27 protein-coding genes and 1 pseudogene are annotated in these 24,780 nt (G+C 54.1%); 15 read left to right on the forward strand and 13 right to left on the reverse strand.

Annotated features, from left to right (window positions below; all coding sequences use genetic code 11):
* Positions 1-3 precede the first annotated feature (3 nt).
* Both ACTJJI_RS21240 and ACTJJI_RS21245 read right to left on the reverse strand, forming a co-directional pair.
* Positions 4-927: a LysR substrate-binding domain-containing protein gene (locus ACTJJI_RS21240; protein ID WP_063424677.1), complete on the reverse strand. Its 924-nt coding sequence runs from the start codon at positions 925-927 to the stop codon at positions 4-6.
* Between the two features lie 37 nt (positions 928-964).
* The gene (locus tag ACTJJI_RS21245; protein WP_050859477.1) at positions 965-1,867 is read right to left on the reverse strand and encodes a LysR substrate-binding domain-containing protein; all 903 of its coding nucleotides are present in this window, start codon (positions 1,865-1,867) and stop codon (positions 965-967) included.
* 134 nt (positions 1,868-2,001) lie between these two features.
* Between ACTJJI_RS21245 and ACTJJI_RS21250 the strand changes: the two genes are divergently transcribed.
* Positions 2,002-2,544, forward strand: coding sequence for a sugar ABC transporter (locus tag ACTJJI_RS21250; RefSeq protein ID WP_323282840.1), 543 nt, complete (start codon positions 2,002-2,004; stop codon positions 2,542-2,544).
* Positions 2,541-3,380 carry an MBL fold metallo-hydrolase gene (locus ACTJJI_RS21255; RefSeq protein WP_047362017.1) on the forward strand — a complete coding sequence of 280 codons (840 nt, stop codon included), beginning with the start codon at positions 2,541-2,543 and terminating at the stop codon, positions 3,378-3,380. The genes ACTJJI_RS21250 and ACTJJI_RS21255 overlap by 4 nt, the downstream gene beginning before the upstream one ends.
* A gap of 24 nt (positions 3,381-3,404) precedes the next feature.
* Here the strand turns inward: ACTJJI_RS21255 and ACTJJI_RS21260 are convergent, their stop codons facing one another.
* Entirely contained in the window at positions 3,405-3,908 is a 504-nt protein-coding gene (locus tag ACTJJI_RS21260; RefSeq protein WP_047362018.1) for a DUF523 domain-containing protein, read from the reverse strand.
* Positions 3,909-4,101: 193 nt separating this feature from the next.
* Here ACTJJI_RS21260 and ACTJJI_RS21265 point away from each other — a divergent pair, with 193 nt between their 5' ends.
* Positions 4,102-4,419, forward strand: coding sequence for a hypothetical protein (locus tag ACTJJI_RS21265; protein WP_047362019.1), 318 nt, complete (start codon positions 4,102-4,104; stop codon positions 4,417-4,419).
* A 52-nt stretch (positions 4,420-4,471) separates the two neighbouring features.
* Here the strand turns inward: ACTJJI_RS21265 and ACTJJI_RS21270 are convergent, their stop codons facing one another.
* A complete protein-coding gene (locus ACTJJI_RS21270) occupies positions 4,472-5,149 on the reverse strand; it encodes a DUF1963 domain-containing protein (RefSeq protein ID WP_440655498.1) in 678 nt (225 codons plus the stop codon).
* 105 nt (positions 5,150-5,254) lie between these two features.
* Between ACTJJI_RS21270 and ACTJJI_RS21275 the strand changes: the two genes are divergently transcribed.
* Positions 5,255-5,665, forward strand: coding sequence for an ASCH domain-containing protein (locus ACTJJI_RS21275; protein ID WP_047023953.1), 411 nt, complete (start codon positions 5,255-5,257; stop codon positions 5,663-5,665).
* Positions 5,666-5,788: 123 nt separating this feature from the next.
* Here ACTJJI_RS21275 and ACTJJI_RS21280 read toward each other — a convergent pair whose 3' ends face one another.
* Positions 5,789-6,100 (reverse strand): YebG family protein, encoded by a 312-nt coding sequence (locus ACTJJI_RS21280; RefSeq protein WP_047023954.1) that lies wholly within the window; start codon positions 6,098-6,100, stop codon positions 5,789-5,791.
* 151 nt (positions 6,101-6,251) lie between these two features.
* Here ACTJJI_RS21280 and ACTJJI_RS21285 point away from each other — a divergent pair, with 151 nt between their 5' ends.
* Positions 6,252-6,641: a RidA family protein gene (locus ACTJJI_RS21285; RefSeq protein ID WP_083022056.1), complete on the forward strand. Its 390-nt coding sequence runs from the start codon at positions 6,252-6,254 to the stop codon at positions 6,639-6,641.
* Positions 6,642-6,671: 30 nt separating this feature from the next.
* On the opposite strand, the gene ACTJJI_RS21290 is transcribed toward ACTJJI_RS21285, so the two are convergent.
* Complete coding sequence (locus ACTJJI_RS21290) at positions 6,672-7,589, reverse strand: LysR family transcriptional regulator (protein WP_047362022.1); 918 nt, start codon at positions 7,587-7,589, stop codon at positions 6,672-6,674.
* A gap of 123 nt (positions 7,590-7,712) precedes the next feature.
* Here ACTJJI_RS21290 and ACTJJI_RS21295 point away from each other — a divergent pair, with 123 nt between their 5' ends.
* Together ACTJJI_RS21295 and ACTJJI_RS21300 are read left to right on the forward strand one after the other, a co-directional pair.
* Complete coding sequence (locus ACTJJI_RS21295) at positions 7,713-8,486, forward strand: SDR family oxidoreductase (RefSeq protein WP_050859471.1); 774 nt, start codon at positions 7,713-7,715, stop codon at positions 8,484-8,486.
* Positions 8,487-8,676: 190 nt separating this feature from the next.
* Entirely contained in the window at positions 8,677-9,507 is an 831-nt protein-coding gene (locus tag ACTJJI_RS21300; protein ID WP_050859470.1) for an alpha/beta fold hydrolase, read from the forward strand.
* Positions 9,508-9,516: 9 nt separating this feature from the next.
* Here ACTJJI_RS21300 and ACTJJI_RS21305 read toward each other — a convergent pair whose 3' ends face one another.
* Positions 9,517-9,918 carry a helix-turn-helix domain-containing protein gene (locus tag ACTJJI_RS21305; RefSeq protein WP_046887535.1) on the reverse strand — a complete coding sequence of 134 codons (402 nt, stop codon included), beginning with the start codon at positions 9,916-9,918 and terminating at the stop codon, positions 9,517-9,519.
* Positions 9,919-10,252: 334 nt separating this feature from the next.
* Here ACTJJI_RS21305 and ACTJJI_RS21310 point away from each other — a divergent pair, with 334 nt between their 5' ends.
* A complete protein-coding gene (locus tag ACTJJI_RS21310; RefSeq protein WP_046887536.1) occupies positions 10,253-11,428 on the forward strand; it encodes an efflux RND transporter periplasmic adaptor subunit in 1,176 nt (391 codons plus the stop codon).
* 23 nt (positions 11,429-11,451) lie between these two features.
* Positions 11,452-14,604, forward strand: a complete 3,153-nt coding sequence (gene oqxB / locus ACTJJI_RS21315) for a multidrug efflux RND transporter permease subunit OqxB (protein ID WP_047362023.1) — start codon at positions 11,452-11,454, stop codon at positions 14,602-14,604.
* Positions 14,605-14,662: 58 nt separating this feature from the next.
* Here the strand turns inward: oqxB and ACTJJI_RS21320 are convergent, their stop codons facing one another.
* From ACTJJI_RS21320 to ACTJJI_RS21330, 3 genes and pseudogenes are all read right to left on the reverse strand, one after another.
* Positions 14,663-15,142, reverse strand: a complete 480-nt coding sequence (locus tag ACTJJI_RS21320) for an RrF2 family transcriptional regulator (RefSeq protein WP_013096741.1) — start codon at positions 15,140-15,142, stop codon at positions 14,663-14,665.
* A 171-nt stretch (positions 15,143-15,313) separates the two neighbouring features.
* Complete coding sequence (locus ACTJJI_RS21325; protein WP_440655499.1) at positions 15,314-16,702, reverse strand: sensor histidine kinase; 1,389 nt, start codon at positions 16,700-16,702, stop codon at positions 15,314-15,316.
* Positions 16,702-17,379, reverse strand: a pseudogene (locus ACTJJI_RS21330) (response regulator). The gene ACTJJI_RS21325 and the pseudogene ACTJJI_RS21330 overlap by 1 nt, the downstream one beginning before the upstream one ends.
* A 205-nt stretch (positions 17,380-17,584) precedes the next feature.
* On the opposite strand from ACTJJI_RS21330, the gene ACTJJI_RS21335 reads away from it, so the two are divergent.
* Together ACTJJI_RS21335 and ACTJJI_RS21340 are read left to right on the forward strand one after the other, a co-directional pair.
* Positions 17,585-18,418, forward strand: coding sequence for a MipA/OmpV family protein (locus ACTJJI_RS21335; RefSeq protein ID WP_063411792.1), 834 nt, complete (start codon positions 17,585-17,587; stop codon positions 18,416-18,418).
* 112 nt (positions 18,419-18,530) lie between these two features.
* Positions 18,531-18,842, forward strand: a complete 312-nt coding sequence (locus ACTJJI_RS21340; protein ID WP_063424736.1) for a hypothetical protein — start codon at positions 18,531-18,533, stop codon at positions 18,840-18,842.
* A gap of 35 nt (positions 18,843-18,877) precedes the next feature.
* On the opposite strand, the gene ACTJJI_RS21345 is transcribed toward ACTJJI_RS21340, so the two are convergent.
* Positions 18,878-19,462, reverse strand: coding sequence for a CGNR zinc finger domain-containing protein (locus ACTJJI_RS21345; RefSeq protein WP_440655500.1), 585 nt, complete (start codon positions 19,460-19,462; stop codon positions 18,878-18,880).
* A gap of 91 nt (positions 19,463-19,553) precedes the next feature.
* On the opposite strand from ACTJJI_RS21345, the gene ACTJJI_RS21350 reads away from it, so the two are divergent.
* On the forward strand, positions 19,554-20,480 hold the full coding sequence (locus ACTJJI_RS21350) for an alpha/beta fold hydrolase (RefSeq protein WP_440655501.1): 927 nt from the start codon (positions 19,554-19,556) through the stop codon (positions 20,478-20,480).
* Positions 20,481-20,505: 25 nt separating this feature from the next.
* Here ACTJJI_RS21350 and ACTJJI_RS21355 read toward each other — a convergent pair whose 3' ends face one another.
* A complete protein-coding gene (locus ACTJJI_RS21355; RefSeq protein WP_440655502.1) occupies positions 20,506-21,390 on the reverse strand; it encodes a LysR substrate-binding domain-containing protein in 885 nt (294 codons plus the stop codon).
* 120 nt (positions 21,391-21,510) lie between these two features.
* Between ACTJJI_RS21355 and ACTJJI_RS21360 the strand changes: the two genes are divergently transcribed.
* Together ACTJJI_RS21360 and ACTJJI_RS21365 are read left to right on the forward strand one after the other, a co-directional pair.
* Complete coding sequence (locus ACTJJI_RS21360; RefSeq protein WP_440655503.1) at positions 21,511-22,908, forward strand: amidohydrolase family protein; 1,398 nt, start codon at positions 21,511-21,513, stop codon at positions 22,906-22,908.
* A 14-nt stretch (positions 22,909-22,922) separates the two neighbouring features.
* Entirely contained in the window at positions 22,923-23,390 is a 468-nt protein-coding gene (locus ACTJJI_RS21365) for a DMT family transporter (protein ID WP_440655508.1), read from the forward strand.
* A gap of 180 nt (positions 23,391-23,570) precedes the next feature.
* Here the strand turns inward: ACTJJI_RS21365 and ACTJJI_RS21370 are convergent, their stop codons facing one another.
* Entirely contained in the window at positions 23,571-24,455 is an 885-nt protein-coding gene (locus tag ACTJJI_RS21370; protein ID WP_440655504.1) for a LysR family transcriptional regulator, read from the reverse strand.
* Between the two features lie 102 nt (positions 24,456-24,557).
* Here ACTJJI_RS21370 and ACTJJI_RS21375 point away from each other — a divergent pair, with 102 nt between their 5' ends.
* A complete protein-coding gene (locus ACTJJI_RS21375) occupies positions 24,558-24,686 on the forward strand; it encodes a hypothetical protein (RefSeq protein WP_440655505.1) in 129 nt (42 codons plus the stop codon).
* The last annotated feature ends 94 nt before the right edge of the window (positions 24,687-24,780 follow it).

A 24,780-nucleotide genomic window follows, 5' to 3' on the forward strand; every position in this document is an offset into this window, starting at 1 on the left:
TGACTACAGCCGATGTTCGTCGTATTCCAGACAGATGATATCGAGAGAAGGAATGACCGGGGCATGCAGGTTAAGCCAGTCCAGCAGACATTCAATACTCTTTTTCCTGAGTGAATTTTTCGGCCAGACAATGTAATAACCGTCCCCGGTGGCGATGGCTTCTTTGAAAGGCAGCGCGAGCAGGCCGCTATTCAGCGCGTCAAGCGAAAGCAGCAGGTCGGCAATCGCGACGCCATGGCCGTTCATGGCAGCACTACTCCCCTGTTCAAGGGTGTCGAAAACCGCTCCGCGACTCATATCAAGCCCGGGGAATAACCCCGTTCTTCTCAGCCACCGCCGCCAGTCGCGTCTGTCCGGGGAAGGATGGATCAGATCGCACTGCGAAAGTTGCTCTCGGGCAGATTCCCGTAAAGCGGGGGTACAGACCGGAATAAGCCATTCACTGAAAAGCAATCGGCTCTCCGTTGACTCGCCAAAATGCCCGTTGCCCAGCAGGATCGCGCAATCATAGGGCTCTCGCGTGAAATCAACGGTATCGATGTCCATCCAGACGCTGGCTATTTCTACGTTGGGTTTTTCATGATGTTCACGAAACGATCGCAGGACGTTAAGCAACCATCTCATGGTGAGCGTACTCGGTGCCTTCAGCCGCAGCAGGTGGTTTTCACTTCTGAAAGCCCGACAGGCCCACTCGATGCTCCTGAACCCTTCGTGAAGCTGCCCGGCCAGAACACGCCCCGCCTCACTGATCTCCACTCTCGGCCCCTGCCGTTTGAACAACTCACAGTCGAACCACATTTCAAGGGTGCGGACATGTCTGCTGACCGCGCCCGGCGTAATATTGAGCACTTCAGCGGCTTTACTGAAGGAGTTTACTCGCGCAGCGACTTCAAAGGCGCGCAGGGCATAGAGTGGTGGTAAGGACATAATTCCCCTTTACAGGATAGCGGCCGAAACCAGAGGTTCACCTTGAGTGACTGGCAGGCGTAGTGATTTCAGCCAGCAGCCAGCGTTCAAACGTCACTAACGCCGCGTCATTGATTCCCGTTTCCGCCGGTTTAATGAAACAGAATGTCTTAATTAACCTTTCTGAGGCAGGCCATGGCGAAACCAGCATGCCGCTGCGTAGTTCGTTTTCGATATACATGCGTGGTATCAATGCGACGCCGTGACCTGCCAGCACAGCAGCGATCGCCATTTCATGAAGATCGTACCGTACGCCCTGAGACGGGTTATCAAGCCTGATCCCGCTTTCCAGGGCATAGCGATGCCACGCATCCGGATTCTGCCGGCGATGGATCCGCGCAAGTGCATTGAGTTGCTCACCGGGTTCCTTATCCATTAACAGTGCAGGATGACACACCGGCACCAGTTTTTCCTCAAACAACGGCTGCAGTCGCATCCCGGCCCAGGCGGGATGTTGAAAATGAACGACGGCATCAAAGCCGCTCCCGGGCAAAATAAACGGATCCGTTCTGGCCGCAAGATTGACTGAGATCTCAGGGAACTGCGAGGTAAAGCGGCTCAGGCGGGGAATGAGCCAACGGCTGCAAAACGTCGGCAGCACGGCAATATCCAGACTCTGAATCCCCTCCTGCATGCCCATGATGTCCTGAGTCTCCCTTTCGAGCCGCTCAAGAGTTTCACGTACATGATGAGCATAGCGCGCGCCAGCAGGATTCAGCTTTACGCGGCTCCCGGTACGGTCAAACAGTTTGCAGTTTAACAGCGATTCCAGACGTGCAATCTGGCGGCTAATCGCCCCTTCCGTCAGAAAGAGCTCCTCTGCAGCCCGGGCAAAATTACCGTGCCTGGCAGCGGCATCAAAAGCCTGCAAAGAGGCGCTACTGGGTATCTTTTTGCGCATTAAGCCTGGTCCTGAGGCCGCGCGTAATCTGCGCAGTCGATGAGTTAATGTCACTGAACCATGACATAGTATCGATTTAATGCACGAAAAACAGCCTGTAGCATGATGAAAAGTCATTAAGTGAAGAGGTTGTGATGTTCTATATCGTGGAATGTTCGTATAACGATCCGCCAAGCGAAGCTGAGTGGAACACGTTTTATAGTCAGGAGAAATTGCCCGCTCTTCTCTCCGTGACCGGATTTATGACGTCTCAGCGTTTTCGGGCCATCACGCCTGGCTGCCCGGTTTATCTTGCCCTGCATACCGTTACCAACGCGGATGTTTTGCACAGCGAAGAGTACCGTCTGAAAGGCGGCGGTAATTTTTCTCGCTGGCAGAGCTGCATAACTGACTGGCACCGTAATCTCTATGCCTGTGAAGATCCGGCGCCCGCTCTCTCCTGCGATCAAATTTTGCTGTTAAGCACTCAGCTTGTTAGTCCTGCCGGACACCGGGCCATCGACATGCAGGCCGTGGGGCTGGATTGCTCCCCGGAACGTCGTGTTGCGTGGGTGTTGCCTCGTGAAACTGCCGTCCATGCTTCGACTCTTCCTGAGGTCTATCTCTACGAACCACTGACGCCGCAGTTGCAGCGTTCAGGCATCAATACGCAATCAGAACAGCGGAGTACGCGATGATTCAGTCCACCTTCCCGGTACGCCAGATTGGCGATTTTGAGATTACCGCGCTCAGTGACGGCGTTCTGTCAGCTCGTCTCGATTTGCTCTCAGGAATTGAAAACGCGGCGGCAAACGAAATCCAGGAGCATGCAGGTGTCGCGGAACCCGGTGATATTCACATCAATGGCTACCTCATCCGGGGCCGGGGGAGAATTATTCTGGTTGACGCTGGTGCAGGTGGGGTGAATAACGTGGGGGGTGACCTTATCACCCATCTCGCCGCGGTTGGCGTGGACCCTGACGAGGTGGATACCGTTTTATTAACGCACTGTCATCCGGACCATATTGGTGGTCTGCTGGATGCTGAACAGCGTCCTGTCTATCAACATGCAGATATTTTTCTTCACCCTCTGGAAGCGGAACACTGGTGGGACGATAACACGCTAAACAGTGCCGATGCGCGTACAGCGCGTAATTTCAGGCTCGTGCGCCAGACGTTACAGGCGTGTGGTCAACAGGTGCGTTTTTTTGATGAGAACAGTGTTGCCGAAGGGATCCTGCCGGTCTGGTTACCCGGCCACACGCCCGGACATACCGGGTTTCTCATTCACTCGCATGACAAGGACTTACTGATATGGGGAGATATTGTCCACTACCCGCATATACAGTCTGCCCTGCCGGAGGTTTGCATCGCCTTTGACGCGGATCCTGCACAGGCCGAAGCAACGCGTAAAGAGGTGCTGGAACGCGCGGTCAGGGAGAATCTGCTCGTTGCGGGAATGCATATCGGGCCACAAGGGTTTGCGCGCGTTCTCCGTGTGGGAAGTGGATATCGACTCTCTTACTCTGGTTAAGACGTCAGGCTTGTTCATTCGCGTTCAGCATACGGGCCTTTCTCTTTCGTCAATCCAGCGCATCAATTCGGGAAGCTGCGTTTCTGAGAATACCGCGATCCCATGTTCAGCGAGTAATGCTGCCGCGACACCTATCCCCGTGTTGCGCACGCCGGTAAAAGAACCATCGTAGATATGCTGGCTCCCGCAGGTTGGGCTGCCATCCGTGAGCAGCGCCGCGCGACAGCCATGCTCCTGTGCGGTACGTAGCGCCAGCCAGGCGGCAAGCTGATAGTGCTCTGTGACATCCTGGCCCGTATTCTCAATGATTCTGGCCTGCCCGCGCATGACATCCCGACCGTCGGCCGACAAAATCTCTGCTGGTGGTCGGGGCACCGGCAACCCGGCAGCCAGTTCAGGGCAGTGGATCACTAACCGCTGCTCCGCTTGCCAGCGGGAGAGTTGCGCCATCGCCTTCGCTTTTTCGCTGCCGTTGTAACGCACCCTAAACCCCATCAGGCATGCACTGACCAGAATTTTATTTATCATCGCTTCCCTGTCGTGTAGATGATGAAAGTGAGGCATTGTAACACGCTGCGGGTACGGGCGTGGGTGGTGAAGGTTGGCTGTGTGCGATAAGTTCAGGTGAGGAAGATAAGCAACTGTTTAATCGTCGGGCTGTTCAGTATTATTAATCAGCATCGTAAATTGTCTGAGTTCGGTACGCTAATGAGGGATTAGGATGGAACAGAATTTCACACCTGAACAGATTGAAATGATAAACCGTGTTGTCTTTGCGCAAATCAACATAATGAATGAGAAAGTTGCTGAAATCATTGAAGATACCGAGTCTACAGCACATCTTCAATTGAAGGATAACGGCATCGACATGACAGATTTCTCTCCTGCGAATAAGCATTTCCTGATGATGTCGCTTATACAACATCTGATAGATAACGTGCACGGTGGCGATATGGCGCTGGCCCAAAAGATGCTGACTATGGAAGCAAAGAGGCTGAACATCAGCATAAATGCTGAGGCGGATAAGTCGAGAGAGTGAGTCGCAGAAATGGTCGGGCATGGGTCATTCCTGGAATTGTGATGACGTATGCTCAGTAAAACTGACACGAAAACGTCCAGAGTCCCTCCGGTGATTTATGAAAATAGCCGATACCATTATCCGCCCACATCCAGTTGACCTTTTCCTCTGATCCCACCTGAAAGACAAAGTCTTCTATCCCCGCGCCATGTTGTATCTCCATCGGGTATCCTCCGACCTTGGTTCCCCTGTAGCGTTTAAAATCATCATGGAGGCGGTCACTTGCCTCCTGATCATCGTTGACGTCAGAAAGGTCAATAATATCCCAGGCATCCTCCCATCCCGGCGCATCATCATTGACGCCCAACCATCGAACCGGAAATGCGCGATAAGGCGTGTCTGTTGCAGGCAATAACTCAAGCCCTTCAAGGGTGGCATATTCGCGTATGAGCCAACCTTCACCATGAGGTTTATCAAATGGATGGCTTTCAATATTGTGAAAGAGCACCAGAAGTGCGACGTCCTTCAGTTGCTCAGGGATAACGGGAAGTTCATCTATACGAATCTGAAGAAGCGGAAACATCGGCTGCCCCTTCCAGAGTGGTAATCCTTCACCGGGAAGAGCGACACCGTTCAAAAACCAGGATGTAAGGGGGTCTGCCGGGGGACGAAAACCGCCCACTTGTGCCACCGATGCAGGACGTAATTTGGATCTGAGCTCGTCTAAAACTAACGCACTCCTGGATTTCATATTTGTCGCCTTACGTATGGAGAGACTCTGTACAGTCTGAAATAAAGACGTTTTTATTATATCGTAATCATTATTCATCAGACCTGCATATAAAAAGGGCTTGTCATGTTTGCGGTTGAGAAATTAAAAGTGAAGTATCCAGGCGCCGGTGCCTGGCAAATGGGCGACAGCCCGGAACTGGCCAGCGAGCTTGCAGACCTGATTAAAAAAGGGATCAAAACCGCTTCCTGCGGATCTTTTGCCTCTTATCAGCAGGAAGACCCGGCCCCGAAGATTGGGAGCTATAACATTATTCTTGATGGTCAGAATGTTCCGGTCTGTGTAACCCGGCTGGTTTCAATGCGACTGGTGCGTTTTTGTGATGTGACTGAGGCGTTTGCCCGTAAAGAAGGTGAAGGCGATTTAAGCCTTGAATACTGGCAGAAAGAGCATCAGCGATTTTTCACCCGAGAAGGTTATTTTTCTGAAGATATGGAGTTGATCGCAGAAGAATTTGAAGTGGTTGAGGTGCTGTGAAATGAGAGAAAATTAATCGCCCGGGCCAGGACGTAGCAGTCAGGGTGTGAAAGGCGCCACCGGCGCCCTGGTGTACGACGTATTGCAGTATCTCGACTGTTTTTTCCACCGTTATTGTCCCTGTCAGGCTGCTTTCACGGCTCTGATTTTTTTACTGCCCGCTTCATCAGATTCAGTTTTATCGGTTACAGCGTTGAGATCGGGCAGTTTGCTGGTACGCAGAATATGCTGCACGGTCTCTTTCTGCTCGGCGAGATACAGCCCCAGATTTTCAGCCTGTGTTTCATCCATCTGCAGTCCGCTTTGCAGCAGCCAGTCGGTGAACGCGTCTGCCATGTCGAGCAGTTTGTCGTGCGCGTCAGCCTCTTTCTTACTGGCAAATGTCATTTTCTCTTCACCTTTTCTTACAACAACATATTTTGTTTCAACCGCCATGATGCGCCCCTCATACTGTAATTACATACAGTATATCAGTTCCGGATTTGTATTGCAGCCAAAATATGCTTACATGTCTTGCGGCCAGTTTTCTGGCAACCCGGTTTTAAACGTGCTGGCATGGATAACGTCATCAACCTGAGTAAACATCATGAAAAAATCGATCGTTCCTGCAGAATTTCAACACTACTTTAATGACTGGCACTTCTCACCGGTCATCGAAGCAGATGGCACAGTGTATCTTTCAGGCGTTACCGCCGCACGCAAGGACAAACCGATAAGTAAGGATCCTGAAGAACAGTTCCATGATGCGTTTTATAAGCTTGGCGTGTACTTAAAAGCCGCCGGTTTAAGCTATGAAAACATACTGGAGATGACCACTTTTCATATCGATCTTAAAAAACACATCGCCGCTTTTTCTAAAGTAAAAGATGAGTACGTAAAGGCGCCCTATCCGGCATGGTCTGCCATCGGCGTAGCAGAATTTATTCCAGAAAATGCTCTTGTGGAAATGCGGATTGTGGCAAAAAGGTCAATTTAGGCATGTGCTCCAGGATGGGCGTTATCGGGATCATCCTCCCTTCTGGCTAAGCTGCATTTTTTCCTGCAGCAGCGGCGTCAGCCACTCCGTAAACGCCCGTACTGACCGGGAAAGATGTCGCCGGTGAGGATACAAAATATTCACCGGCAACGCCTGAGGTCGACACTCCGGCATCACTTCGTACAAGACGTCATTGGCCAGATAAGTATGAACATCATAGGCAGGGATCTGCAGGATACCCAATCCGGCAACGCAGGCAGCAATGCTGGCTTCTGCGCTGTTGACGGTAAGCATGCTGTTCACTTCTGTTCGTTTCACCTCCCCCTTGTCCACCCATTCCATCAGCTCTTTCCGGCCAGATGTCGGTGATGCATAGCCAATCAAATAATGTTGGTTCAGTTTTTCAGGGGATTGCGGCTGTCCGTAAGTGGCAAGGTAAGCTGCTGACGCGACATTAATGATGCTGAGATATCCCAGACACTTCGCCACCATGCCGGAGTTGTCCAGCGGCCCCACCCGCAGGGCACAGTCCACCCCTTCTTCGGCAAGGTTAACGTTGCGATCGGTTACGCCAAGTTCAATTCTGATGCCGGGATACTGCTGATAAAAGGCGGGCATAGCGGGAATAATAAGATGGCTACCGACGCGTCCGGGAACGTCAACCCGAATAGACCCCGTGACGTCGCGGCCGTTTTCCCTGAACAGATTCTCTGTCTCATCCATGTTCTGAACAGCAGCCTGACAGCGCGGGTAAAACGCATGACCGTCAATGGTCAGGGATACGCTGCGGGTCGTGCGGTGAAACAAGCGCGCACCTAACCGCGATTCCAGCGCCTGAATGGCGGCAGAAACGGTGGAGGCAGGACGATTGAGTGATTCTGCCGCACGGACAAAGCTGCCGTTATCCGCCACCCTGAGAAAAATTCTGAACAAATCGACAGAGTCCATGCACCCTCATTATTCGTTTTTCATGGATAGTTCATTCAGAATAGCAGGATTAATAATCAAAACCGAGACAGTAAGATGGCTGGACGGGGTTTTCCCGGCTAATCCATGATAAGGAGCCTTCTTATGACCGACCATACTCTGACCGGTAAAACTGTGCTGATTGCCGGCGGTGCGAAGAATCTGGGGGGATTGATTGCCCGGGATTTCGCCCGGCATGGCGCGCGGGCCATCGCCATTCATTACAACAGTGCCGCCACGCAACAGGACGCTGAGGCGACCGTACAGGCCATCCGGGCGGCGGGCGCACAAGCGCATGCCTTTCAGGCTGATCTGACCTCAGCCGCCGCGATGGAAAAACTCTTCAGCGATGTGGTGGCCGCTGTCGGGAGGCCAGATATCGCCATTAATACCGTCGGCAAGGTACTGAAAAAACCCATGGCCGAGGTCACTGAGGAAGAGTTTGATGAAATGAGCAACGTGAATGCGAAAGCGGCATTTTTCTTCCTGAAAGAAGCCGGCAGGCACGTTAACGATAACGGCAAGATTTGCACCCTGGTCACCTCCCTGCTGGGCGCCTACACGCCGTTTTACGCCGCCTATGCTGGCATGAAGGCGCCCGTGGAACATTTCACCCGCGCTGCGTCCAAGGAACTTGGCGAAAGAGGGATCTCCGTGACTGCAATCGGGCCGGGCCCGATGGATACCCCCTTCTTTTATCCTGCCGAGGGTGAAGATGCAGTGGCGTATCACAAAACCGCCGCAGCGCTCTCCCCCTTCAGCAAAACCGGCCTGACTGATATTGACGATATCGTGCCATGGGTTCGCTTTCTGGTGAGCGAAGGATGGTGGATGACAGGCCAGACGATTCTGGTTAACGGGGGTTACACCACAAAATAAGGCTGACCCGGGCGCCTGTTCTGGCACAGGCGCCTGACCCCCACCCACCGCATCATCCGTACATCGCTTTAGCCTTAACCCAGACGGCCAGCGTATGAACTACACTTCTTAGTTCACGGCGGAGTCAGGCCGTATACCGCATTTCATTTCTGCCTGTCATGCAATCTGTCTACCTGAGTGGAGAAAAAACATGGGTTATGTAACAACTCGCGATGGCGTCAATATCTACTACAAGGACTGGGGTCCAAAAGACGGAAAGGTGATCTTTTTCCATCACGGCTGGCCGCTAAGCAGTGATGACTGGGACGCCCAGATGCTGTTCTTCGTCAATAAGGGATTCCGCGTTGTGGCCCATGACCGTCGCGGTCATGGTCGTTCAGATCAGGTGTGGGACGGCCATGATATGGATCACTACGCTGACGATGTGGCCGCCGTCGTGGAACATCTTGGCGTAAAGGATGCGATGCATGTCGGGCATTCAACCGGCGGCGGTGAGGTGGTGCGTTATATCGCCCGGCACGGTGAAGACAAGGTTTCCAAAGCCGTGCTGATCAGTGCCGTACCGCCTTTAATGGTGAAGACGGAGAGTAATCCTCAGGGTACGCCAAAGTCAGTGTTTGATGATTTTCAGGCCCAGCTGGCGGCGAATCGCCCTCAGTTCTATTATGACGTGCCTGCGGGACCGTTCTATGGATTTAATCGTCAGGGGGCGAAGCCTTCCGAAGCGGTCATCTATAACTGGTACCGTCAGGGGATGATGGGAAGCGCCAAGGCGCATTACGATGGGATTGTGGCCTTCTCGCAGACGGACTTCACGGAAGATCTCAAAGGAATATCCATCCCTGTTCTGGTCATCCACGGGGATGACGATCAGGTGGTGCCGTATGCGGATTCCGGCGCGATGTCAGTCAAGCTGGTCCAAAACGGAACCCTGCATACCTATAAAGGCGCGCCTCACGGTATCCCAACGACACATGCCGATCAGGTCAATGCCGATCTTCTCGCCTTTATAAACAGTTAACCCCGCGCCTTATCCCCTCAGGCGGGAGCGAAACGGTTCCCGCCCTGGCCAGGGTGATGTCTGGCCTAAATGTTGCGATTTCGGGCTGACAATGCTGCGACGCCATGCACCCGGAGCCTGACCATACTGACGCTTAAAGCTGCGGTTGAAAGACTGCTGGGAGTCAAAGCCCAACGCGATCGCCACGTTCAGGATCGGCTCATCGCTATGGGTTAACCGCTCCATCGATTTTTGAAGTTTCTGCGCACGGATATACTCGGCAATAGGGTAACCCGTGTGTTCTTTGAAGATCCGCTGAAGATGCCATTTTGAATAGCCTGCACGCTTTGATACGGTCTCAATGTCCAGACGACTATCCAGGTTGTTGTCGATCCAGTCGAGCAGATCGTGAATAAATGCGCCAGTGTCCATCTTCTCCCCCACACGCCACGTAGTAAAAAGCACCTTTGTTTGTTGCATTTAAAGATGGCCCGTTTTGATGTTAAATGCAAGTTTTATTGTTGCATTTAAATCCCTGCCGGAAACGCGCCTTTTTCCCCGCCCTCAAATAGCACATAAAGTGCAACAATTATTCTTGCACTAAATTTAGCGCCTACCTACAATCGCCGCGATAGTGTATTCACAATTGTTACAGTTTTGTGGCGATGAACGACACAAATGGCCTTAAGCCAGCCCGGACAAAGGAAGTGGCGCGGCGTCCCCCGTTGCGTCTTGTCCGGCGGCTACAACTACCGGAATAAAAATAATGAGCCTGCAAAAAACCTGGGGTAATTTTCATCTGAACGCGTTGGGCGCGGTGTTACTCTCCGCCCTGCTCGTCGGGTGTGACGAGGGTGTCGCGCAAAATGCCGCGCCACAAGCGCCCACCGTCAGCGCCGCTGACGTGGTCGTCAAATCCATTAGCCAGTGGGATAGCTTTAATGGTCGGATTGAAGCGGTGGAAAGCGTACAGCTCCGCCCTCGCGTCTCCGGCTACATTGATAAAGTGAATTACACCGACGGTCAGGAGGTCAAAAAAGGTCAGGTATTGTTCACGATCGATGACAGAACCTATCGCGCCACGCTGGAACAGGCGCAGGCAGCGCTGGCAAGAGCCAAAACGCAGGCCAGCCTGGCGCAAAGCGAGGCAAACCGTACCGATAAACTGGTCAATACCCATCTGGTCTCCCGTGAAGAGTGGGAGCAGCGCCGCGCTGCTGCCGTCCAGGCCCAGGCCGACATTCGCGCCGCACAGGCGGCGGTGGATGCCGCGCAGCTGAACCTGGATTTCACTAAAGTGACCGCCCCTATTGACGGGCGCGCCAGCCGGGCGTTGATCACCAGCGGGAACCTCGTTACCGCCGGTGACAGCGCCAGCGTGCTCACCACCCTGGTCTCGCAGAAGACGGTCTACGTGTACTTTGACGTGGATGAGTCAACCTACCTTCACTATCAAAAACTCGCCCTCAGCGGGCAAGGTGCGGCCAGCGATCACCTGGCGCTGCCGGTTGAGATTGGGCTGGTTGGCGAGGATGGCTATCCCCATCAGGGCAAAGTTGATTTTCTTGATAATCAGTTAACGCCAAGTACCGGCACCATTCGCATGCGCGCGCTGCTGGATAATTCACAGCGTCAGTTCACGCCGGGGCTGTTTGCCCGCGTCCGCCTGCCGGGCAGCGCGGAGTTCCAGGCCACGCTTATCGACGACAAAGCGGTGCTGACCGATCAGGATCGCAAGTATGTTTATGTCGTTGATAAAGAGAGCAAAGCGCAGCGTCGTGATATTACCCCAGGGCGTCTGGCCGACGGTTTACGTATCGTCCAGCAGGGGCTGAAGCCTGGCGATAAAGTCATCGTCGACGGTTTACAAAAAGTGTTTATGCCGGGCATGCCGGTTAACGCGAAAACCGTTGCCATGACCACCCGCGCCGCCCTTAACTGATCCCTTATCTGAGAATCCGACCCATGGACTTTTCCCGCTTTTTTATCGACAGGCCGATCTTCGCCGCGGTCCTGTCGATACTGATTTTTATCACAGGATTGATCGCCATCCCGCTGTTACCGGTGAGCGAATATCCTGACGTCGTGCCGCCAAGCGTGCAGGTGCGTGCGGAGTATCCCGGCGCCAACCCGAAAGTGATTGCAGAGACCGTGGCGACGCCGCTGGAAGAAGCAATCAACGGCGTTGAAAACATGATGTACATGAAGTCCGTCGCCGGCTCCGACGGCGTGCTGGTGACCACCGTCACGTTCCGCCCAGGAACCGACCCGGATCAGGCCCAGGTTCAGGTGCAAAACCGCGTGTCACAGGCCGAAGCGCGTCTGCCGGAAGACGTGCGCCGTCTGGGTATCACCACCCAGAAGCAGTCGCCGACGCTGACGCTGGTGGTGCATCTGTTTTCGCCCGGCGGTAAGTACGATTCACTCTATATGCGTAACTACGCCACGCTGAAAGTGAAGGATGAACTGGCGCGTCTGCCCGGCGTCGGCCAAATCCAGATTTTTGGCTCGGGCGAATACGCGATGCGCGTCTGGCTGGATCCAAATAAGGTGGCAGCGCGCGGCCTGACCGCCTCGGACGTGGTGACGGCGATGCAGGAGCAAAACGTGCAGGTGTCCGCCGGACAGTTGGGCGCCGAGCCGCTGCCGAAAGAGAGTGATTTCCTGATCTCCATTAACGCGCAGGGTCGTCTGCATACCGAAGAAGAGTTTGGCAATATTATCCTGAAAACGGCGCAGGACGGCTCGCTGGTGCGCCTGCGCGATGTGGCGCGTATTGAAATGGGCTCCGGCAGCTATGCGCTGCGTTCCCAGCTCAACAATAAAGACGCGGTCGGGATTGGTATCTTCCAGTCGCCGGGGGCCAACGCCATCGATCTGTCGAACGCGGTGCGCGCTAAAATGGCGGAACTGTCCACCCGTTTCCCGGAAGACATGAAATGGGCGGCGCCTTACGATCCGACAGTGTTCGTGCGTGACTCCATTCGCGCGGTCGTGCAGACACTGCTGGAAGCGGTGGTGCTGGTTGTGCTGGTGGTCATTCTGTTCCTGCAAACCTGGCGTGCGTCGATCATTCCGCTGATCGCGGTGCCGGTCTCGGTGGTGGGCACGTTCAGCATCCTCTATCTGCTGGGCTTTTCCCTCAACACACTGAGTTTGTTCGGGCTGGTACTGGCAATCGGTATCGTCGTGGACGACGCCATTGTGGTGGTGGAAAACGTCGAGCGAAATATCGAGGAGGGACTGGCTCCGCTGGCGGCGGCACATCAGGCGATGCGTGAGGTCTCCGGGCCAATTATCGCGATTGCGCTGGTGCTGTGTGCGGTGTTCGTGCCGATGGCGTTTCTCTCGGGGGTTACCGGTCAGTTCTACAAACAGTTTGCGGTGACGATTGCGATATCAACGGTGATCTCCGCCATTAACTCGCTGACGCTTTCGCCGGCGCTGGCGGCGCTGCTCCTGAAACCGCACGGCGCGCCGAAGGACCTCCCTACCCGGCTTATCGATCGCCTGTTCGGCTGGATTTTCCGTCCGTTCAACCGCTTCTTCCACCGTAGCTCGAACGGTTATCAGGGGCTGGTGGGCAAAACGCTCGGACGACGCGGTGCGGTGTTTGTGGTCTATGTTCTGCTGCTCTGTGCCGCCGGCGTGATGTTTAAAGCCGTGCCGGGCGGGTTTATTCCTACCCAGGATAAGCTGTATTTGATTGGCGGCGTGAAAATGCCGGAAGGCTCCTCACTGGCTCGCACCGATGCGGTGATCCGCAAAATGAGCGAAATCGGTATGAACACCGAGGGCGTGGATTATGCGGTCGCCTTCCCGGGGCTGAATGCGCTGCAGTTCACCAATACGCCGAATACCGGGACGGTCTTCTTTGGCCTGAAACCGTTTGACCAGCGTAAACACACGGCGGCGGAAATTAACGCCGAGATCAACGCCAAAATCGCGCAAATCCAGCAGGGCTTTGGCTTCTCCATTCTGCCGCCGCCTATTCTGGGGCTAGGTCAGGGATCGGGTTACTCGCTATACATCCAGGATCGCGCGGGTCTGGGCTACGGTGCGTTGCAAAACGCGGTGAACACCATGTCGGGTGCAATTATGCAGACGCCGGGTATGCACTTCCCTATTTCCACCTACCAGGCGAACGTTCCGCAGCTGGATGTGCAGGTCGACAGGGATAAGGCCAAAGCCCAGGGCGTGTCGCTGACCGATCTGTTCGGGACGCTGCAGACCTATCTGGGATCGTCCTATGTGAATGACTTTAACCAGTTCGGCCGCACCTGGCGCGTGATGGCGCAGGCCGACGGACCGTATCGCGACAGCGTGGAAGATATTGCGAATCTGCGCACCCGTAATAACCAGGGCGAGATGGTGCCGATTGGCAGTATGGTCAATATCAGTACCACTTACGGGCCCGATCCGGTGATCCGCTACAACGGCTATCCGGCGGCGGACCTGATTGGCGATGCCGATCCGCGCGTCCTCTCCTCTACCCAGGCAATGACGCAGCTGGAGGGGATGTCTAAGCAGATCCTGCCGAACGGGATGAATATCGAGTGGACGGATCTGAGCTTCCAGCAGGCCACTCAGGGGAACACGGCGTTAATCGTCTTCCCGGTCGCGGTTCTGCTGGCGTTCCTGGTCCTGGCGGCACTGTATGAAAGCTGGACGCTGCCGCTGGCGGTGATCCTTATCGTGCCGATGACGATGCTCTCCGCCCTGTTTGGCGTCTGGCTGACCGGCGGTGATAACAACGTGTTCGTGCAGGTGGGTCTGGTGGTATTGATGGGGCTGGCGTGTAAAAACGCGATTCTTATCGTGGAGTTTGCCCGCGAGCTGGAAATCCAGGGCAAGGGTATTATGGAAGCGGCGCTTGAAGCGTGCCGCCTGCGTTTACGCCCGATTGTGATGACCTCCATCGCCTTTATCGCCGGGACCATCCCGCTCATCCTCGGCCACGGTGCGGGTGCAGAAGTGCGCGGCGTCACCGGGATCACGGTATTCTCCGGTATGCTGGGCGTAACGCTGTTTGGCCTGTTCCTGACGCCGGTGTTTTACGTGACGCTGCGTAAATTTGTCACACGCGGCAAAGTGGAAAGAGAGGTCTTGCCCGCGTAATGCGCTGCAGATAACAAAAAACCGCCTTCACGATGAAGGCGGTTTTTTTATGTAGCCGTTAATGGGCTTTCTTGTACTGGGCAATCAGTTCTGGCACCGGATCGCACCCGCTGGTATCGGCTTTCTTGAGCTCTTCCAGCGCGCTTGCAACGGTATGACCGGCTAAGACCGCGAGTGACGCCTGCTCGGCCTCTTCAGCGATGGATTTAAAGTACCAGCACGTATTCGCGCTCACCACGCAGCGCGCCGGTACGTCGGGGCGCGACGCCCACAGCTTTTTGTCTTCTATGACAGAAAGGTAGATATCACGCAGGGTGATCTGTTCCGGCGGGCGGCCAAGATGAATCGAGCCGTTGCGACCAAGCGTGGAGACGATAATACCGTCACGCGTGAGAGGAACCATCAGTTTGCGGATGAAGCTCGGATTCGCTTCCAGGCCGTAGGCCAGAATCGCACTCGTCGAACGTTCACCCAATTGCTCCGCCATCGCTACGCTGAGAACCATCTGCAAAGCTGTCGGGAAGCGGTAATCTAACATTTACGTATCCTGGGTTGCGGTGAATCTTATTCTTTTTGGCACCGCAGAGGTGAATAATCAATAAGCAACAATATAACAAATACCGTAATTATTTTGAAGCTATCTACTTTGACCCGCCCCGTAAAAAAGAGTTTCCATCGCACACGAAATGGGATCACCCTCGCGTTTTCTTCAGGCGAACGCCGGGTTGGGGAAATCTACCGTCACCCTGAGCCCACCGTCAGCAGCGGTACTCAGGCTCACGCTGCTGTGGTGCTGCTGCGCTACCGCTTTAACGATGGCCAGCCCCAGCCCGCTCCCGCTCTGCACCTGATTCGGATCGCGGAAAAACCGGTCAAACACCCGTTCCCTCAACGCAACCGGAATACCCGGCCCGGCATCGGAGACGCTGAATTGCGTGGACGTCTCCGCCGAAAAGAGATCGACCTCCACACGCCCACCTTCCGGGCTGTATTTGATGGCATTTTCAATGACATTATCGATAAGCGACATCAGACGCTCCCTGACACCGCTCACCCAGTTTTCTTCCAGAGCGTAGAATTCAAGCTCAATATTCCGTTCCGCGGCGAGCGGTGCCAGCACCGCCATGCGCTCCTGGATGAGCGTCGTAAGCGGCACCGACTCCATCGCCGTGTCGACGCTCGCTTCGCTGTGCATCATCAGCAAAAGCTGATTAACCAGACGCGCCGCCCGGCTATTGCTGCGAATAATCCCTGCAAGCAGTGCCTGTTGGTTATCACTGCTGACGTAGGCCTGCAACGCCTCCACATTGATTCGCATCGCCGCCAGCGGCGTGCGCAGCTCGTGAGCGGCATCGGCAATAAAAACCCGCTCCCTTTCCGTGCTTTCTCGCACCCTGGCAAGGAACTGGTTAATCGCGTTCACCATCTGACTAAGCTCCCTGTGCGTTGGCACGGCGTTTAACGGAGAGAGATCTTCTGGGGCGCGTGCGGCAATTTCATTGACAACCCGGTTCCAGGGGCGCATAGCAATGCGGATTGACAGCCACGCGGGAAACAGCAGAAAAGGAATACACACCAGCAGCGGCATGATGTAGTAGCCGCGCGAGTTGAGGTAGATAAAGAAATTCCACCCCGCAGCAGGCGTCACCAGCGTCACCTCCACGTCGGAATTCGCGGATTTTAGCGTGCGGCTGGTCCAGCTACGCCCGTCGCTGTGAATTCGCTCTATCTTGCCCAACCGGGTATTTTTTACGCCCATCGGTGCGCCAGCAGAGGCATACAGTATTGCGTTATGTTTGCGAATAATCATGGTGATGGAGAGTCCCGCATCGTCCCCTCCGCCGTAATCTTCCCGCAACGCCTGGCTGAACTGCTCCAGCACTTCGCTTCGCTCCTGCGTATGCCCTTCCATGTGTTCAACAAGGGTAAATATGGTTTTATATGTCTTATCGCCGGTCAGGATCGGGGGGCTACGCAAGTCATCCCACAGCATCCAGGTTAAAAAAAGACACCACAGCAGTGTCAGCAGAAGCATCTGAGCGACCATGATTCGCCGCACCAGCGTGGGCACCCGCAGGAAACGCCACAGGTTTCGCATCAGTGTGCTTCCTTCTGAATCGCGACGGTATCAATGACATACCCAACGCCCCGCACCGTTCGTACATAGCCGTCGCCAATTTTTCACCGCAAGTTCCCCATATGCACATCAAGCGCATTACTCATGTTTTCTTTCGCACCGAAGATCCTTTCTTCCAGAAAACGGCGCGTCACCACGCGGTCAGCACGCAACATCAGGGTTTCAAGCAGCGCGTATTCGCTGGCTGTCAGCTCAATATGGCGGGAACTCACCGTGACGCGACGCGTCGGCACATGCAGGGATAATCCTCTGATTTCTACCGCCTCGTTCTGATAACCATAGCTGCGGCGCGCAAGCGCCCTCACCCGGGCCAGCAGCTCGGCGAGCACAAACGGTTTAATCAGATAGTCATCGGCACCGGCATCCAGCCCGCTCAGGCGATCCTGCAGCGTGCCTCGCGCCGTCAGGATAATAACGGGGATGCCTTTTAGCTGCTGACGCACGTACGCCATCAGGCTCATGCCATCGCCGTCGGGCAGCCCCAGGTCGAGCAGAATAAGTTCAGGCGCGCAGACAGTAAGTTGATGCAGCGCATCCTCTTTGCGGCGAACCCATATGACATCTAATCCTTGATCTGCAAGGGCTATACGCACGCCATTGCCGAGATCCAGGTCGTCTTCAATAAGTAATATTTTCACAAGGACAACTTTATCAACCGTGAATGAAGAACGTCTTAAGAAAGAGACGGTAACAGTTAATTTAACAGTTTTGCAGCATCAGCATCTGCTTCAGTCTTTCTTCATTTTGAGCTCATAAGAACCTTAGGGTGGACATTCAAACTGGGCGCTCTGGCGATTAACACCGCTTGTAACGTAATCATTTGAATCCAAAAGGACTTCTTTAATGAGACATATCGAACTGCGTCACTCGTTCCCCCTTTCGCTCCCGGGGCTCAGTCTGAAGAAAATCGTGCCAGGCGCGCTGCTGGTGTTACTGGCCACCCCGGTACTGGCCGCAGAACAACAGGGCAACGTGCTGACCTTAGGCGGAGGCGTGGATGTTGCGCCCCGCTATTCGGGTTCGGATAAAAACCGCGCCACCACGGCGGTGGTGCTGGATTACGCCATGTATAACGGATTCTTCGTCAGTACCACGCGAGGGATCGGTTACGGCAACAACATCGGCAACCTGGATTACAGCGCGGCGCTGAGCTATCGCGCGGGCCGTAAGGATCGGGATGTGGACAGCGATTCGATCAGCGGCGGCAGCGATTATTTGCGCGGTATGGGCGACATCAAAGGCTCGGCTCTGGTGGTGCCAGGGCTGGGGTATAAAGTGACCGACTGGCTGAATCTGCAATTACAGGCAGAGGTGCCGGTTTCTGAGCGAGACAACGGCGAAGCGCTGCATTTCGGCGTTTCCAGCCCGCTCTACACCTCACCGAACAACACGGTGACGCTGTCGCTGACCGGTAGCTGGGGCAGCAGCAAGTACATGCAGACTTACTATGGGGTGAATGCATCCCAGTCCGCCGCATCCGGGTTTACCCGATATGACGCTGGCGCGGGAATTTATGCCTGGTCAACGAATCTCGACTGGACACACAAGCTCACCCAACGCTGGAGCGTGGTTGCCGGCGCAGGCGTTACGCAGCTGATGGGGGATGCAGCCGACAGCCCGATTGTTCAACGAAAAACCTCGCCGACGGGAAGTTTGAAGGTTACGTACAGTTTCTGATTTAGTTGGATGGAACGCCAACATCCGCCCCGTGTTAGATGACGGGGCGGAGCCTGCCAGGGATAAGGAACTATGGTATGGTTCTCTTTTTACCACTAAAGAGAAAAAGCTAATGATTGTAAGAACCTGGCACGGATGTGTCCCGCTTAAACATGCAGAAGGATTTGCCAAACACCTGGAAAAGACCGGTGTGGAGCACTCAAGGAGCATACCGGGAAATAAAGGCGCATTCGTGCGCAGGGAAAGTCAGGGTAACTGGGAGCATTTCTTTCTGGCTACCTACTGGCAGGACCTGGATGCAGTGAAGGCATTTGCCGGAGAAAACTATCACGTGGCAGTCACTTACCCGGACGACGAAGAGTTCGAGTTGCTTTCTGATCCTTACGTATTCCAGCATGTCGTGGATGCCGTTTCACCGCTTTAGACTTATTTGCGGCATCATAAGCGCTGTTATCTACCTCACGATGGTTTTTTTCTGGAGCGGAATGCGGCGACTTTCATGCGGTTGCCGCAGGTTGCCATGCTGCACCAGCGTCGGCGATGCGATTTACTCAGATCGTGGAACAGCAGAATGCAGTCATGAGCCTCACACTGACGCACGTATTCAAACTTATCGCTGGTAACCAGTTTGACCAGGGCATCGGCAATCGGCCAGAGCAGGCCTGATGGACTTTCAGTGTTTTGATAAACCGCAACCCGGTATTGTTGCATGTTGCCATCCCATTCAAGCTTACTGATTGGGTGACCAACTTCCAGTACCCGGTTGATTACAGCCAGATCGACCGGAACGCTGTTCATGGCTGCGTTCACAACATTTCTTGCAGTATCGCGAAGTTCACGAGCCTCAATAAGCAGTCCATCAGGGATCTGCTGATCCTTAATGTCAGGCAATAACCCGACTCTTATCAGCCAGCCAGCAACACGTTGATCATCGATAAAACAGTCATGACGTTTTCCATCCACGACATACTCAGTGTTGATGAAATCGAGGGCCAGGTTATCACCCAGTAACGGGGCAGCAGAATTTGTGTTTTCAGAACTCATGATTACATGTAACCCCTAAATTTTATTTGTCAGGTTACCAAAATATCATGTAACCTTCAAAATCAAATTATAACGGTTACACGAGGTTTTCATGACTACTTCTAAATCAATCTCCAACATGGCACTTGCCGACTCTGCGTATGATGGCACTGTCGCCAGTCCGGTTTATTACCGCCACGAACAGGTGGATAACGTCAAAATTTTCTACCGCGAGGCGGGACATCCAGAGGCGCCGACGATCTTGCTGCTTCACGGCTTTGCAGCCTCATCATTCATGTTCCGCGACCTGATACCTGCCCTTGCCGGGAGCTACCACGTCATTGCGCCCGATCTGCCAGCGTTCGGTTTTACTGAAGCACCAGCAAGAGGTGAGTATTCCTATTCTTTCAATCAGCTGGCGAAAACCATTGAGCAGTTCACCGAACAGCTCAAGCTCAGCACTTATGCGCTTATGGTGCACGACTACGGTGCCCCGGTAGGCTGGCGTCTCGCTGTCTCGCATCCGGAGCGTGTGACCGCAATTATTTCCCAGAACGGTAACGCTTATGAGGAAGGTCTGGGGGAAGGCTGGGCGCCTATTCAACGATACTGGCACGAACCCACAGAGCAGAACCGGCTTGCCCTGCATGACTTCCCGACACCAGCTTCAATTAAATGGCAATACCTTGAAGGCGTTGCCGACACGAGTTCAGTTTCACCCGATGGGTACACCCTGGAAGGGCTACATATCTCGCGGCCGGGCAATGCAGATATTCAACTCGATTTGGTGCTGGATTACGCCTCAAATGTGGCCATGTATCCTGTGTTCCAGGAATACTTCCGTGAGTATCAGCCACCTCTGCTGGCGGTTTGGGGTAAGAACGATCCGTTTTTCCTTCCAGCAGGCGCGCTGGCATGGAAACGCGACCTTCCTGATGCGGACATTCGCTTCTATGACACTGGCCACTTCGCGCTGGAAACCCATAGCAGGGAAATCGTTCCTGTTATCCGTGAGTTTCTGAAAAAGAATATTGTGTAAAGAGGACGTTCACCACACGACTCTCTCAGATGAGTTCATCTATCCAGTCAGCAAAGGCGCGTACGGCGGGAGAAAGAAAGCGCTGGTGAGGATACAGTAACGTGACCGGGACTGGCGGTGGCTGCCAGTCGGCCATGATCTCCACCAGCGTGCCCTGCGCAAGGTGCTCAGCTATAACATTCTCGGCAAGCTGCGCCAGCCCGTAACCCTCAAGGCACATTTTGATATAGAGCCCCGTTTCGTTAACGGCCGTCTGACCGTTAACAGAGACATACCGCAACGCAGAACCCTGCTGGAAACGCAGTTCGTCTGCACGCCGGGTTTGACCCGAAAAATAGTGGATCGCCTGATGCCGGGATAACTCGTCTGGTGACTGTGGCACACCATACTCCCTGAGATAGTCCGGAGAGGCACAGGTGACCCAACGAAACCTGCCCAGCGGACGCGCAACCAGCGTGGAGTTGGTCAACTCCCCTGTCCTGATCACGCAATCGACACCCTCCTGAACGAGGTCAACCTGCCGGTCGCTTACGCCAGTCATCAGATAGATATCCGGGTAGCGCCGATAAAAGTCTTGCAGATTGGGCATGACGATGAAGTGGGCAATCCCGGCGGGCATATCTACCCGCAACCGGCCCTGTGGCCGTTTCACGGAATCCGTCAGGCTGGATTCCGCATGCTCAATCAATGACAGTATGTCCCGGCACTGTGCAAGATACTGCACCCCTTCAGGGGTGAGACTCACCCGTCTGGTCGTGCGGTTAAGCAGGCGCACCTGCAGATACTTCTCAAGATTTTTAATGGTACTGGTTACCGTGGAGGAAGGCAGCGAAAGCGTTTCTGCCGCGCGCACAAAGCTCCCGGCTTCCGCCACCCGCGTAAAAATCTGCATTGCCTGAAGACGATCCATACTCTTTTTCCCTCACCCGATTATTCGCATATTATGAATAATAAAAACAGTTTGAGCATCTTTTTCGCGTTAATAGAGTGACGTACTTTTTTCCTGTTTATCAGGAAAGAGATATCGAATATGACCGATTACATGAGAAATATTGTTAGTAATGCAACGTTCACACCGCCAGCAACACTGATCCGTGGTGCAACAATCCTCAGCATGGACGAGACCGTGGGGAATATTGAACACGGGGACATTCTTATTACAGATTCAACCATTACCGCTGTCGGGAAGAACCTGGACGCACAGGGCGCCCGTATCATAGATGCCACAAACATGATTGCGATACCGGGGATGGTGGATTCTCACCGTCACGCGTGGGAAGGACAGCTGCGTCGCATCAACCCTAATGCCACTTGTCTGGACGACTACAGCAACGCCACACACTTCTCTTTTGCCAGATATTATCGCCCTTCAGATATCTACACAGGTAACCTGTTGACAGCCCTGGGCGCGATTGACGCGGGCATCACGACAATCATTGATAACTCGCATAACAGCCGCACCGCTGCGCATTCCGACGCCGCCGTTGAGGCGCTGCTTGATTCAGGTATTCGTGCCATCCATGCCTCCGGTGCGCCAGTATCAGGCGACTGGGACAGAGCCCACTGGCCGGGTAACTGGCAGCGCCTGCAGGAGAAGTATTTTAAGAACAACCCTGACAGCCTCGTTTCTCTGGGTGTGATGGCCCAACTGGAGCCCGCCCTGTGGGCCGAAGCCCGCAGGCTGGGACTGCCTATCGTCACGGAATTCTTTGGTGCAGAGATGGCCTCACAGCTTGCGTCGCTGCATCAACAGGGCCTGCTTGGCCCGGACAATATTTTTAATCACTGCACGGCGCTGCCTGACGAGGGATGGAAGATCCTGCGTGAAGCCGGTGTGCGGGTGAACGTCTGCCCACGCTCTGATGCGCACTATGGTATCGAAGACGGGATGTTTGCCATCCAGTCAGCCCTGCGCCATGGTATCAACCCTGGCTTTAGCGTTGATAACGAAACGTCCTACAGTACGGACATGTTTATGGAAATGCGTGTGGCCTTTTACCTGCAACGGGTGATAGGGATGCATCAGCAGCAGTGCTGCGATACCCCTCATTCGCTGACAACGCTCCCGGCAGCGCAACTCCTTAAAGCGGCGACGGTCGATGGTGCAGCCTGCGCAGGGTTGCAGGACAAAATTGGCAGCCTGACGCCTGGCAAACAGGCCGACCTGATCCTGATTAACACCAGCGACATCAATCTCTACCCATCCGGGAATGCCTTTGGCACGGTGGTACATGCGACAGAGCGCAGCAATATCGATACCGTCATGATCGGTGGGCGTATCGTCAAGCAGAGCGGCAAAGTCCTGGGCGTAGACAGCGCGCGCCTGCGTGCAGTGGTTGATGAATCGCGAGAGCACCTGTTTGCCGCCGCCGGATATGAGCCTGACATGTTTGCCGAAATCTTTCTGCCGCTGGTGCAGGCACACTGACAGGGATGAAACAGATGATCTATTACCTCATCGCGTTTGCCGCCGGTCTTGGGATCACCCTGCAAACGACGCTGAATAGCCAGCTCGCACGAGGACTCGGCGGTGATCCGGTGACGGCCGCGCTGTTTTCTTTTGATGCCGGTGCATTCAGTCTTGGAATTTACTCGCTGCTGCGCGGGGGATTATTCACCACACTTGCGGCCATTCCGTCTCAACCACTGTGGAGTCTGACGGGCGGCCTGATTGGGGCATGTGCCCTCTTCAGCTACGTAGTGCTTGCACCGAAGATCGGCTTTTCAGCCCTGCTCGGGTTGGCGATTGTCGGGCAATTACTCTCATCGCAGGTGATTGACCATTTTGGTCTGCTGGGCGCAATGAGGCGGCCAGTCTCGATACTGAAGCTAAGCGGAATGCTGGTTATGCTGATCGGGCTCGCCATTATGCTGTTCGGGGATCGGCTTTCGGAGCGGTTTATGCACTGAAAAGGTGTATTGAATTGTTTTACGGAAGTCTGCGATGGTGTGATATCCGTGAAATAACAGTTTTCACTCTGCTTATTCGAGACCATTTCAGAGGATCTACGCTGTCGGTGGGTGTCCGCTTTGAGCGAGGAGCGGACATCACAAATCCTTCGCCTGCTGCAAAAAGGAAAAACTTTTTGTTCATAACATCAGGTTTTTCAGGGATGACTTTAAAGCATCAAGGAAGACAGTAACACGGCATGGCAGGTAGCGCTTTGTCGGAAACAGCGCCCATATTGCCAGCATGTGGCATTCCGCATCACTAAGTGTTATTTCGACGAGTTCTCCGGTTGCCAGTTCAGAGTGAATATCTGCTTTTGTTAGTTGTGCCAGGCCCGCTCCGGCCTTACACATACTTCGGACACCTTCTACATTGTTACAAATGAACCGTGGCTCAAATAAATGACTGAGTAGGTTCCCATCTTTCACAAATGTCCACTGAGACACCATTGCCGTTCTCAAACACTGATGATTGGTCAGTTCTGCCAGAGTGGTGGGAATCCCGTGCTGGGACAGATAAGCAGGTGAGGCACAGAGGACCCGGGGGTTGCTGCTGAGTCTGTGGGCAATCAGGTTCGAATCCCTGAGCGGGGCAACCCTGATGGCCACATCGTATCCCTGACCCACGATATCCACCACGTCATCGCTGAGGTTGAGGTCGATTTTCATCTTCGGATTCCGTTCCATGAGTTCAGGCAGCAGGGGAAGTATGTAACGGCGACCGATGCCGGAGGGTGCCGTGATCCTCAAGAGACCTGTTGCCCCGCCAGCGTCCTCGCTGAACATAATCCGCGCGCCCTGCTCTGCTTCCATCATGGTTCTGGCATAGGGAAGAAACTCTTCGCCCTCACTTGTCAGCGACACCGCGCGTGTCGTGCGTTGAAACAGACGCGCACCTAAATCCTTTTCCAACTGGGCGAGATGTCGCGACACGCTCATCGCGCTCATGCCAAGTCTGCGTGCGGCCTGAGAAAGATTGCAGGTTTCTGCAAGAATGGTGAACAGTTCGACGTCCCGAAGATTCATTATATCCATTTCCGTTATACAGTGATGCATTTCTTACCAGTATAACGTTCAGGATAACGGTATTATAATTATTTTTATTATAATTGTTACCGAGGAGTCGCCATGCGCCACGCATCATTATTCGAAGCCACATTTATTAACCGCACTCTGTTCCGCAATCGCATCATGGTTGCTCCTATGACGCGTATCTCTGCGTCTGAAACCGGCGTGTCAACAACGGGTAAAAAGTGATCCACTAACCGTCACCACCAACGGTTTAATATTGATCCACCTTGTTTACTCAGGATTAGCTTCCGCTATAACCCCGGCCTTTCGTTTCTGCTTC

The sequence above is a fragment of the Enterobacter sp. 22466 genome (genome assembly GCF_052044775.1).
GTDB classification, from domain to species: domain Bacteria; phylum Pseudomonadota; class Gammaproteobacteria; order Enterobacterales; family Enterobacteriaceae; genus Enterobacter; species Enterobacter dissolvens.